General features: G+C 60.5%; 9 protein-coding genes. 4 read left to right on the top strand and 5 right to left on the bottom strand.

Features of this window, described 5'->3' with window-relative positions:
- Window position 1: 1 nt before the first annotated feature.
- From ACWUI2_RS09080 to rpoN, 3 genes are all read right to left on the bottom strand, one after another.
- A complete protein-coding gene (locus ACWUI2_RS09080; protein WP_486982536.1) occupies window positions 2–1,879 on the bottom strand; it encodes a 2-oxoacid:acceptor oxidoreductase subunit alpha in 1,878 nt (625 codons plus the stop codon).
- A 943-nt stretch (window positions 1,880–2,822) separates the two neighbouring features.
- Complete coding sequence (locus ACWUI2_RS09085) at window positions 2,823–3,497, bottom strand: metalloprotease (RefSeq protein ID WP_486982537.1); 675 nt, start codon at window positions 3,495–3,497, stop codon at window positions 2,823–2,825.
- Window positions 3,498–3,606: 109 nt separating this feature from the next.
- The gene (gene rpoN / locus ACWUI2_RS09090) at window positions 3,607–5,061 is read right to left on the bottom strand and encodes an RNA polymerase factor sigma-54 (RefSeq protein WP_486982538.1); all 1,455 of its coding nucleotides are present in this window, start codon (window positions 5,059–5,061) and stop codon (window positions 3,607–3,609) included.
- A gap of 351 nt (window positions 5,062–5,412) precedes the next feature.
- Between rpoN and ACWUI2_RS09095 the strand changes: the two genes are divergently transcribed.
- Window positions 5,413–5,730 (top strand): HesB/IscA family protein, encoded by a 318-nt coding sequence (locus ACWUI2_RS09095; protein ID WP_486982539.1) that lies wholly within the window; start codon window positions 5,413–5,415, stop codon window positions 5,728–5,730.
- A gap of 73 nt (window positions 5,731–5,803) precedes the next feature.
- On the opposite strand, the gene ubiE is transcribed toward ACWUI2_RS09095, so the two are convergent.
- The gene (gene ubiE / locus ACWUI2_RS09100) at window positions 5,804–6,526 is read right to left on the bottom strand and encodes a bifunctional demethylmenaquinone methyltransferase/2-methoxy-6-polyprenyl-1,4-benzoquinol methylase UbiE (RefSeq protein ID WP_486982540.1); all 723 of its coding nucleotides are present in this window, start codon (window positions 6,524–6,526) and stop codon (window positions 5,804–5,806) included.
- 204 nt (window positions 6,527–6,730) lie between these two features.
- A complete protein-coding gene (locus tag ACWUI2_RS09105) occupies window positions 6,731–8,344 on the bottom strand; it encodes an AAA family ATPase (RefSeq protein WP_486982541.1) in 1,614 nt (537 codons plus the stop codon).
- Between the two features lie 109 nt (window positions 8,345–8,453).
- On the opposite strand from ACWUI2_RS09105, the gene ACWUI2_RS09110 reads away from it, so the two are divergent.
- From ACWUI2_RS09110 to serA, 3 genes are all read left to right on the top strand, one after another.
- Window positions 8,454–8,765, top strand: a complete 312-nt coding sequence (locus ACWUI2_RS09110; RefSeq protein ID WP_486982542.1) for an HU family DNA-binding protein — start codon at window positions 8,454–8,456, stop codon at window positions 8,763–8,765.
- Between the two features lie 54 nt (window positions 8,766–8,819).
- Complete coding sequence (gene hisS, locus ACWUI2_RS09115; protein ID WP_486982543.1) at window positions 8,820–10,148, top strand: histidine--tRNA ligase; 1,329 nt, start codon at window positions 8,820–8,822, stop codon at window positions 10,146–10,148.
- A 190-nt stretch (window positions 10,149–10,338) separates the two neighbouring features.
- The gene (serA, locus tag ACWUI2_RS09120) at window positions 10,339–11,928 is read left to right on the top strand and encodes a phosphoglycerate dehydrogenase (protein WP_486982544.1); all 1,590 of its coding nucleotides are present in this window, start codon (window positions 10,339–10,341) and stop codon (window positions 11,926–11,928) included.
- Window positions 11,929–11,978: the final 50 nt, after the last annotated feature.

The raw sequence follows: 11,978 nt of genomic DNA on the forward strand, positions 1-11,978 counted from the left end.
ATTATTTGGATTCCCCCCGGAGGATTTCCCAGATGCGGTTTTTCATTTCGCCGACCGTGAACGGTTGGCCCTTGATTTTGTTAAACGGAATGGCCGGGACGAGGAACTTGTCGCGGACGATGCGGACCAGTTGTCCGTTGTTGTGTTCGGGAACAAGGATGTGTTTGTAATTGCGGAGCAGTTCGCCGAGGTTGCGCGGGAATGGATTGAGATGGCGGAGATGGACGTGGGCGACGTCGACCCCTTCTTCCCGCAGTTGGATGAGGGCCGTCTTAATGGTGCCGTAGGTGGAGCCCCAGCCGAGGACGAGGAGATCGCCGGTGGCTGGACCGGAGTCGAGTTCCTGTTCCGGGATGGAAAGGGCGATGTTGTCGATCTTCTGTTGGCGGAGTTTGACCATTTTCTCGTGGTTGTCCGGATCGGCCGAAATGGCGCCGGTGCGGTCCTCCTTTTCGAGACCGCCGATGCGGTGTTCGAGTTTGGGAGTGCCGGGGATGGCCCATTTGCGGACAAGGCGTTCGTCGCGGTCGTAGGGGAAGAAAACGCCATCCTTGGCATCCTCCGGGACGGCGAACTTCGGATGGATCTCCGGGAGGTCGGCGGCTTTCGGGTAGCGCCACGGTTCGGCGCCGTTGGCGAGGTAGCCGTCGCTGAGAAGGAAAACCGGGGTCATGTGTTCGACCGCAATCCGGCAGGCCTCGAAGGCGGCTTCGAAGCAATCGGACGGAGTGGAGGAGGCGACGACGGCGAGGGGGGCTTCCCCGGCGCGGCCGTAGATTGCCTGCATGAGGTCGGCCTGTTCCATCTTGGTCGGAAGACCGGTGGAAGGACCGCCGCGCTGGACGTTGCAGATGACCAGCGGGATCTCGTACATGATGGCGAGGGCGATCGCTTCGGTCTTGAGGGCGATGCCGGGACCGGCCGAAGCGGTGACGGCGAGGCTTCCGCCGAAAGCGGCTCCGATGGCGGAGGCGACGGCGGCGATTTCGTCCTCGGCCTGGGAGGTGATCACGCCGAAATTCTTGTGACGGGCCAATTCGTGGAGGATGTCGGTGGCCGGGGTGATCGGGTAAGTGGCGTAGAAGAGCCGGAGTTTGGCCTGGAGGGCGGCGGCGACGAGCCCGTAGGCGGTGGCTTGGTTCCCCATGATGCTCCGGTATTTGCCGGCCGGGAGCGGAGCGGCTTTGATTTCGAACCGGCCGTGTTGGATTTCGATGGTGTCGCCGAAACTGTAACCGGCTTTGAGCACCTCGGCGTTGGCCTCGGCCACTTCCGGTTTCTTGGCGAACTTCTTCTGGAGTTGGTTGATGGTGAAGTCGAGGGGCCGGTTGTACATGTAGAACAACAGGCCGAGGACGAACATGTTTTTGCAGCGGTCCATCTCCTTGAGACTGAGCCCGGCGCCCGATTTGGAGTCTTTGAGGCAGGTGCGGGTCAGTTTGGTGACGGGGACCCGGTAGAGGAGGTAGTCCTCGAGACGTTTGTCGTTGAGGGGGTTCTCATCCTCGTTGTATTTGGCGAGGCGGAGGTTCTTGGCGTCGAAGCCATCCTCGTTGGCGATGATGATGCCCCCCTTTTTGAGCATGTTGAGATTCCCCTTCAGGGCGGCGGCGTTCATGACCACCAGCACGTCGGCGAGGTCGCCGGAGGTGAAGATCTCCTGGCTGCCGAAGTGGAGTTGGAATCCGGAGACGCCAGCGAGGGTTCCGGCCGGAGCGCGGATTTCGGCGGGGAAGTCGGGGAACGTCGCGAGGTCGTTGCCCGCGATGGCCGCGGCGGTGGTGAATTGGGTGCCGGTCAGCTGGATGCCGTCGCCGGAATCGCCGGCGAAGCGGATCACCACGTTGGATTTAGTCTGCGTCTGGGTCTCGTTGGACATGCTTATACAAGGAAGCTGAGTGAAAACGACGGGAAAAACGGCTCACGGCGATGGCAAGAAATGCGAAGGAAATGGACCTAGTCTTTCCGGGTGAGACGGGGGGTCGACCGGGAAATGTTCCGGGTCGAGCGAAAAAACAACATTTGCGAAGGCAAATTCAAGATGAGGATTCTTTCTGGCCGATTCCGGCGTGGAGTCAAGATCGCTCGATTGTCGAGACGGAAATATTTCGTCGGGCCGATTTGGCCGGAGTGTTGGAGTTCCGCATTGATGCGGTCTGCGCTATGCCAACGTGTTTCGGCGGAACCGCGTTGCGGTTCATGGAATGGGGACCGCGAACCTAGGGTAGGCCTCATTTCATTCGGCCAACCCTGGGCTGGAGGGCGAAAGCCCGTTGGGCTAGGCTGAGAGCAGGTTTTGGACGAGGAATCGGCGAATCCAGGGTAGGCCTCATTTCATTCGGCCAACCCTGGGCTGGAGGGCGAAAGCCCGTTGGGCTAGGCTGAGATCAGGTTATGGACGAGGGATCGGCGAATCCAGGGTAGGCCTCATTTCATTCGGCCAACCCTGGGCTGGAGGGCGAAAGCCCGTTGGGCTAGGCTGAGAGCAGGTTTTGGACGAGGGATCGGCGAATCCAGGGTAGGCCTCATTTCATTCGGCCAACCCTGGGCTGGAGGGCGAAAGCCCGTTGGGCCAGGCAGAGGCACTGGTTTGGACGAGGGATCGGCGAAACCCAGGGTATGCTTCATTTCATTCGGCTAACCCTGGGCTGGAGGGCGAAAGCCCGTTGGGCCAGGCAGAGGCACTGGTTTGGACGAGGGATCGGCGAACCGATGGTAGGCCTCATTTCATTCGGCTAACCCTGGGCTGGAGGGCGAAAGCCCGTTGGGCTGGGGAGAGGCACTGCTCTTGGCCGAGGAATCGGCGGTCTGAAGCCGGGAGTCTAGCGGTGGCGGTGAGTGTCGGCGGGTGGGGCTTCCCGGATGACGCCGCCTTCGACGGGGGCGTTGCCCTTGAAATTGAGGAAGGCGAGGATGGCGGCGATGATCGCGGCGATGAAGAAGCCGAAATAAAGGGCGACGAGGCAGAGGAGGGCGGCGGCGACGAATCCGATCGAGCGGGTCAGTTGGAGCTTGGAGGGGCCGAGGAGGTCGCGGAGGACCTGGCCGCCGTCGAGCGGGAGGATCGGCATCAAATTGAGGATCGTCCAGATGATGTTGATGAAAAGGCTGTAGCTGAAGGCGAGGACCACCAGGGGATGTTGCGGCGTGGTCGCTTGGAACACCACCCAAGTGAGGACGGCGAGGGCGAACCCGGCCGCCGGTCCGGCGAGGCTGACGAGGATGCTTTGGCCACGGCTGAACCGTCCGCCGGGGAGGTAGCAGAGGCCGCCCATGGAGTGCAGCAGGATGTGGGGGCGGGCGCCGAACTTCCGTCCGGCGAGGGCGTGTCCGAGTTCGTGGACTAGGATCGAGACGAAGATCACCGCCACGGCAATCAGGACGGGGGTCCAATCCTCGGGGTTGCGGACGCGGAGAGCGCCTCCGATAAAGAGGGCCATGACGCCGAAGGTCCAATGGATGCGGACGGGAAACGAGAGGAGGGAAAATTGGATCATCGGCGGAAAGGAGAAGGCCGTGGGATTTTCAACCACGAATGAACACGAATAGACACGAATCAGGACGAGACGCTAACGGGAACGCGTGAAGAACGGAGAAAAGGATGGCTCACCGGTAATGGCGGCGGAGGCTGGTGGCGAGGATGCCCATGGACTCGCGGTATTTGGCGACGGTGCGGCGGGCGATTTTGATGTCTTTCTCCGCCAGGATGTTCATGATTTTTTCGTCGCTGAGCGGTTTGGTAGGCGGTTCGGTTTCGATCAGGTGGGCGATCATTTCCTTGATGGTTTTGTTGGAAACCGCTTCGCCGTTGCCGGCCTGGTAGCCGGGAGTGAAGAAGAATTTGAATTCGAAAACGCCGTGGGGGGTTTGGATGTATTTGTTGGCGATGGCCCGGCTGACGGTGGTTTCGTGGACGCCGACCTCTTCGGCGACCTGGGTCATGGTGAGGGGGCGGAGTTTGGCGACACCCTCTTCGAAGAAATCGCGTTGGACCCGGAGGATTTCGCGGGTGATTTTTTCGATGGTTTGTTGGCGTTGTTCGATCGAACTGATGAGGAATTTGCCGGAACGCATCTTTTCGTGGATGTATTCCTTCTCTTTGCGGGAGAGGCGGCCGGCGGCGATCATTTCCTTGTAGGTGTTGCTGATGCGGAGCTTGGGAATGTAGTCGTTGTTGAGGATGATGGTCCATTCGTCGCCGATTTTTTCGACGGTGACGTCGGGGACGATGACCCGGTTGTTGTCCTCGCCGAAGCGGCGGCCGGGGGCGGGGTCGAGGGCGGCGATCTCTTCGACGGCGCTTTCGACCTCGGAAACGTCGATCCCGAGTTTGCGGGCGATCTCGGGGATGCGGCGGCGGAGAAGGGCGTCGAAATGGTCCTGGATGATCCGGGCGGCGATGGAGTTTTCCTTGCCGTTTTGTTTGAGCTGGATGATGAGGCAGTCCTTCAGGTCGGCGGCGCCGATGCCGGGCGGGTCGAACGTTTTGAGGATGTTCCAGCCGGTTTCGAGATCGTCGGGGGAAAGTCCGGAAAAGAGGGCGATCTCGGACAAAGGGGCGGCGAGGAAGCCGCGGTTGTCGAGGTTTCCGATCAGGTATTCGATCGCCTGGCGTTGGGCGGCGGTGCAATCGGAGAGGTCGGCCTGTCCCATCAGGTGTTCCTGGAGGGACGTCTCGCTGACGAGGGAGTCGAAGAAGTGTTGCCGTTTTTTGAGGGCGTCCTGGGAGAGTTCGTTGTTGCGTCCGTTTTGGGAATAGAAGTCGCGCCAGTCGTCGTCGAGTTGGTTGAGGATTTCGACATCGCGTTCCACCTGGTCCTTGCCGTCTCCGTCGCCGTTGGAGGAAGCCTGGGCGTCGGGGGCGGTGTCGGCCTCGAGGCTCGGGGTGTTCATCGGAAGTTCTTCGAGGAGGGGATTGCTTTGCAGTTCTTCCTGGATGGCGGCGCGGAGGTCGAGGGATTGGACTTGGAGGATCTTCAGGGATTGGCGCAGTTGCGGGGCCAGCACCAATTGCTGGGTCTGCTTCTGGACTTGCTGAAGGCTGTTGCTCGGAAAAGGCATAGAGAATGCTGCGAAAAATTTGTCGGAAGTTTAGCGGGGGCGGGAAAGGGTGAAAAGGATATTCAGGAACGTCGCCTCGAATCTTTCGGATGGACCTGCGGGAGGCGTTGGCCATCAGAGAGTAAGGGAAGGAGAGATGTAATTGCGGGAAGGTTCCTGTTCATCGTGGTTCAGAGTGACTATATTCGAAACGCCCCGGCCGTGCGACCCGGGAGTCGAAGAAATGGCCCGATTCTTGCGGGGGGAGAACCCGGAGGGGGGGCCGGGGGGAGGAATTTTGGATTGGGGGATTGGGGATTGGGGAGTGGGCGTCGGTTGACAGAATCGGGGCGTTCATTCTAAGTTACCGGGATGATTACGTTGACTGAGACGGCTGCGGCCCAAGTGAAGGCCATGCGGGAGAAGCTGGGGGATGATTCCCGGTTCTTGCGGGTGTTTGTGGAGAGCGGCGGTTGTTCGGGGTTCGAATACGGAATGTCCTTTGACGAGCCGAAACCGGACGACGAAGTCGTGGAAAGCGGCGGGGTGAGGATCCTGATCGATCCGGCCAGCGCGGTTTACCTGAACGGCTGCTCGGTGAAATTCGACGACGGATTGCACGGGAAGGGATTCGAGATCATCAATCCGAACGCCAGCAATACCTGCGGATGCGGGAAGTCGTTCAGCTGAGCGCGCGGGCACGCTTCGCGTGCATAGACGATAGCTGATAGACGATGGACGATGGATGGACCCCCGGCGAGTTTCAGGGCGAGGGGACCGTTCCTTGGTGGATGGCGACGATGGAGCCGGTGAGGCCGGTGGCGGTGACGTCGGTGAGGCCGGCGGCGGCGATTTCTTTGCGGAGGGCGGCTTTGTCGGGGAAGGCCTCAATGGAGTTGTTCAGGTAGTCGTAGGCGGCGCGGTCGCCGGAGATCCAGCCGGCGAAGGGAGGGAGGATCCGGTTGAGGTAGAAGTAATAAAACGGCCGGAGCGGCCGGACCGGTTGGGTGAATTCGAGGATCAGTAGAGTGCCTCCGGGTCGGAGGATTCGTTTCATTTCGAGGAGGCCCCGGTGGCGGTCGGCCAGGTTGCGGAAACCGAAGGCGATGGTGACGACATCGGCGGATGCGTCGGGGAGCGGGAGGTCGAGGATGTCGCCCTGGCGGAACTCCAGGTCGTGGAAACGGGGATCGCTCGCTTTTTTCTTTTCCGCTTCGGCCAGCATCGGCTCGCAGAAGTCGAGGCCGGTGATTCTGGTCTCCGCCGGGAGCGCCTTTTTCAACGCGAAAACGACGTCGCCGCTGCCGGTGGCGAGGTCGACCACGACGCCGGGCCGACGCCGGACGACCTCCCGGATGAGGCGTCGCCGCCACCAATGATCGACGCCCCCGCTGAGCAGATGATTGGCGGCGTCGTAGCGACGGGCGATGCGGCCGAACATCGAGTTGACGGCGACGGGATCGGGCGAAGTTTGTGGAGGTTTCATTCTGGGAGGTGGGATTTTAACCAGTAAGGAAACTCGAAGGAACTGGGGACACACCCCACCGCTCTCGCGAGCGGTCCCCCCCTCTCAAGAGGGGAACTGTGTGAAAATGATCCCCTCTGGAGAGGGGGGGACCATGCGCGAGCATGGTGGGGTGTGTTGGCTCCTCCAACGGGCTCGGGCCAAGGTTCTGGTTGATCCAACGCTTCATTTTTCGGTCGGGCGGTAGGTTTCGAGGACCCAGCGGGAGAGTTCCTGGTCGGGTGCTTCGACGACGGCGGGGTCGATGATGAATTCGGTCCGGCCGGTGTTGCGGGAGATCAGTTTCAGACCGTGGTGGAAATCGTGGAATCGGGCTTCGCAAAGGGCGCGGATCGTTTTTTCCTCGGCGAGACTGATGTCGACCAGTTTGTCGGTCGCTTCGGCGGTGAATTGGATGGTGATCCCATGTTCGGCTTTGAAACGGTCCGCGAACTTCTCGACCTCGCGGGCGAGGACCGCGCGCTGTTCGGATTGACTCTCGCGAAGGATTTTCTTGAGGGCGTTTTCCGGCTCGAGCACGGCGTCGCGGTCGATGGTGACCTGTCGGATGGAAGTGGAAGGCAGCTCGAATTTGAAACCGCGGAAGGTTCGTTCGAGGACAGTCATCAAGGCCCGGGCGCCGGTCTTTTCGGTTTCCGCCTGGGCGGCGATTTCGCGGACGGCCCCGGCGTCGATGTTGAGGTCGATTTCGTAGCCTTTGAAGTCGGAGCGGTATTGGCTGAGGATGCTCCCTTCCGATTGGACGAGAATTTTTTCGAGATCGCTTCGGTTGAGCGGTTCGCAACTGACCCGGACCGGGAGGCGGCCGATGAATTCGGGTTCGAAACCGTATTTGATGAAGTCGGGGGTCTGGACCAGTTTCAGGAAGTCGGTGTCGTCCCGGCCGTCGCCGACCGCTTTGGCGAACCCGATCTGGGAGCTTTCGACCCGGCGTTTGATCTGTTCGGCCAAGGTGTCGAAGGCCCCGCTGACGATGAAGAGGATGTGGCGGGTGTTGATGGTTTTCTTGCCCGTCTTGCCGCCCCGCTGCATGCTCATCATTGCCTGCATCTGGCCCATGATGTCGGTTTGGCTGAAGAGATTGACGTCGGTTTCCTCCATCAGTTTGAGGAGGTTGATCTGGACGCCGCGGCCGGAGACGTCGCGGTGGCCGCCGCCGGAGGCCGACGGGGCGCTGGCGATCTTGTCGATTTCGTCGACGTAGATGATCCCGTATTGGGCGAGTTCGACATCGCCGTTGGCCGCTTTGACGAGGTCGCGGACGAGATCCTCGGCGTCATGGCCGACGTAGCCGGTTTCGGAGAACTTGGTGGCGTCGGCTTTGACGAACGGCACGCCGATGAGGCGGGAGATGCAGCGCATCAAGTAGGTTTTGCCGACGCCGGTCGGTCCTAGCAGGACGATGTTCTGTTTCGCGTAATCCTTCTCGGCCAGATCGGGATTCTGGATGCAGCGGCGGACGTGGTTGTAGTGGTCGCAGATGGCGACGGAGAGGACCTTTTTCGCCTCGTTCTGGCGGATGACGAAGCGGTCGAGGAAATCGCGGATCTCGCGGGGTTTGAGGTTGAACTCGCGGATGCGGCGCAACGTTTCCCGGCGGGCCTCGTCATCCTCCGGATCGCCCGAGCCGGAACCGCCGGAGCCGCCCGGGTCCGGGCGTCCGGCTCCCGACATGGCGCCCATCTGGCTGAAAATGGAGGAGATGTCGGTGTTTTTGAACATCTCCTGCATCTGTTTTTGGATCTCTTCGAGCGGATTTTGGTCGTCTTTTTGGCTCATTCAGTGCGCGTGCTAACTTTTATTGGTTTCCGATTGACGCAATCGGTGGATTATGAGTAACTTATAGTGGTCTGCGAAACAATTGTAACACATCAACGAAACCCGACATATGGCTGAGAATCTAACGAAACGCGACATCGTCCTGCAAATCTATCAGAAGACCGGGATTCCGCAGAAGGATATTCGTGACGCGGTCCAGTTGACATTGGACACCATTGCGGACGCTTTGGCGAGCGGCCACAATGTCGAATTGAGAAACTTCGGTGTTTTCGAAGTTCAAGTGCGCAAGTCCCGCATCGGGCGCAACCCCAACAAGCCGGAAACCGATGTGTTGATTCCGACCCGTGCGGTGGTGAAGTTCAAGGCGGGCAAAGTGCTCAAGGCGCGCATGAAGAATCTCGATCCGGACAACGTCAAATAAGATAGGGGAGTTTTTTTCCTTCCCTCTTGGGGGTGGAAGGCTTTCTCTGTCCGCATGTTTGAGACTTTACCGGGGTTCCGCGAATTCTATCCGGAGCAGTGCGCTCTCCGTAACCATTTTTTCCGCTCGTGGCGGATGACGGCGAACCGTTTCGGGTTCGCCGAATACGACGCGCCGGTGTTGGAACCGCTGGACTTGTTCCGGGTGAAATCGGGCGACGAAATCGTCAGCCAGCTTTTTTCCTTTGCCGACCGCGGCGGCCGGGAAGTCGCCCTCCGCCCGGAGATGACCCCGAGCCTGGCTCGTTTGGTCGGTGCCCGGGCCAACAGCCTGAAACGCCCGGTGAAGTGGTTTTCCATCGGGGAGCAATACCGTTACGAACGCCAGCAACGGGGCCGTTTGCGGGCGTTTTACCAATTCAACGCCGACATCGTCGGGGAGGCCGGACCGGAGGCGGAGATCGAGTTGATCGCGCTGCTGGTCCAATCGCTCACCGCCTTCGGCTTGGGGTCGGATGATTTTTACGTCCGGCTGAGCGACCGCGACCTCTGGTTTTATTATTTGCGCGGATGGGGACTCGACGAAGCGGCGGTGGCCGGGGTTCTCACGGTGGTCGACAAAGTCGGGCGGGAGCCGGAGGAAGTGGCGCTGGAGAAGCTCCGTCCCTTTTTCGGCGACCGGGTCGGAGAATTCTGGGGCAAGATCGGGGAGTTGCGGCAAATCCGCACCCTGGAGGAAATGGAACGTTTCCTCGGCGAAGTCGCCGGCGAAGGGGAGATTCGCGAAGGATTGAACGGCCGTTTGGCCGATTGGCGGACCTTGTTGGCCGGGTTGGAGGCGATGGGATTGAAGAAATTCGTCGAAATCGACCTCGGGGTGGTTCGGGGGTTGGCCTATTACACCGGCTTCGTCTTCGAGGCATTCGACCGGAAGGGGGAGTTGCGGGCCTTGGCCGGAGGCGGACGTTACGACCACCTGCTGGGGAAGGTCAGCCGGGCGGACCTGCCGGCGGTCGGGTTTGCGATCGGTGACGTCGTGTTGGCGGAGTTGCTCGCCGAGCGGGGGCTTTCGCCGAAGTATGTGACCGCTCCGGACATTTATCTGGTGATCGGCGGAGCGGAGGAGCGGAAGGTGGCTTTGGGCGACCTGTATTTGTTGCGCGAAGCCGGTTACCGGGTGGAATACGCCCTGAAGCAGACCGGATTCGGCAAACAATTCAAGCAAGCCGATCAGTCCGGTGCCCGAATCGCCCTGATCTACGGCGAAGAGGAAATCGCTCAACGCTCGGTGAAAGTCCGCGACTTAGGAAAAGGAGAGGAAGAAATGGTCCCCCGTGCGGGGCTGTTGACGAGGTTGGTCGAGAAGTTCGGTTTTAACCACTAATAAACACTAATGAACACTAATGGGGAATAAGAGTTGATGCTCCGGGCAGGATGGGGAAGGAGTCGGATTGGCTCTTTTCATTCGTGTTCATTCGTGTCCATTCGTGGTTGAAGTTTTTGGGGTTCGCCGACGTTCCCGGATTCCCCGCTTGCGTTTCATGGGGGAGGGGTTTTTAAATCAACCCTTTACCATGAAAGTACTAGTAGCAGACCAGATCTCCCCGAAGGGTGTCGAATTTCTCCGGAATCAGGAGGGGTTCGAGGTGATCGAAGCCTATGGCTCCTCGCCGGAGCAAGTCCTGGAACTCGTCAAGGATGTCCATGCCATCGCGGTGCGGAGTGAGACCAGGATCACCGCCGAAGTGATCGCGGCGGCACCGTTGTTGAAAGCGGTCGGACGGGCGGGGGTCGGGGTCGATAATATCGACGTCGAGGCGGCCACCAATCGCGGGATCGTCGTGCTGAACACCCCGAGCGGCAACACCGTCGCTACGGCGGAGTTGACCTTCACCCACCTGCTTTGCGGAGCCCGGCCGGTCCCTCAGGCGGCGGCCTCGATGCGCGACGGAAAATGGGCCCGGAAGAAATTCCCCGGAAGCGAGTTGCGGGAAAAAACGCTCGGAGTGATCGGTCTCGGACGCATCGGGGCGGAGGTCGCCAAACGGGCGAAGGCGTTCCGGATGCGGGTGATCGCTTTCGATCCGTATCTGACCGCGAATCGGGCCAAGGCGCTCGAAGTGGAGGCGGTTAGCCTCGACAATTTGTTGAAGGCGGCGGACTACATCACGGTTCACATGCCGTTGACCGATTCCACCCGCTATATGCTCGACGAAGCAGCTTTCGAGAAAATGAAAGACGGAGTCCGGGTGTTCAATTGCGCCCGCGGCGGGATCATTAAGGAGAGTGCGTTGATCCAGGCGCTCGAATCGGGCAAAGTCGCCGCCGCCGGACTCGACGTTTTCGAAGAGGAGCCCCTGGCGGAGGATAGTCCGTTGCGAAAGATGGAAAACGTCGTCCTCACTCCGCATCTCGGTGCCTCCACCAAGGAAGCCCAGGAAAGCGTCGGCGTCGAAGTGGCCGAAGCCCTCGCCGAAGCGTTGGCCGGCGGCGTGATCCGCAACGCGGTCAACATGCCTTCGATCGACGCGGCCACCTTGAAGGCTCTCGGGCCTTATCTGGAGCTCGGCGCCCGCCTCGGCACTCTGGTCCAGCAGATTTCCCCGGACGCCGTCGAGCGCCTGAAGTTCACTTATTGGGGCAAGGTGGTTGAACTCGACGCCAATTCGCTCACCCGTAGCACCGTCAAAGGATATTTGGCCGAGATCAGCGGGGACGAGGTCAATTTCGTCAACGCTCCGGTCTTGCTCGACCGTCTCGGGATTCAACTCGAGGTGGTGAAGTCGACCCAGGAAAGCGACTACACCGAACTCGTCCAAGTCGAGGCGATCGCGGCCGACGGCAATACCTATTCCGCCGCCGGGACCTTGATCGGCACCGCCAACCTTGCCCGTTTGGTCACCATCAACGGGCGGGAAGTGGAGGCCAATCCGGTCGGTTTCCTGTTGGTCCTCGAGAACCGGGACGAACCCGGCATCGTCGGGGTGATCGGAAATTTGCTCGGCAAGGACAAGGTCAACATCGCCGGGATGTCGCTCAGTCGGACCGAACAGGGCGGCACCGCGATGACTGTGATCAATCTCGACAGCGCGCCCAGTCCGGAGGCGATGGCCGAAATCAACGGACACGAGGCGATCCGGAACGCCCGCCTGGTCCGGTTCTAAACATCCCTTGACCGGCGGGACCGGCTGGCGCTTTCGCGTCCGGTCCGGGT

Source organism: Verruconatronum alginivorum (assembly GCF_056590205.1).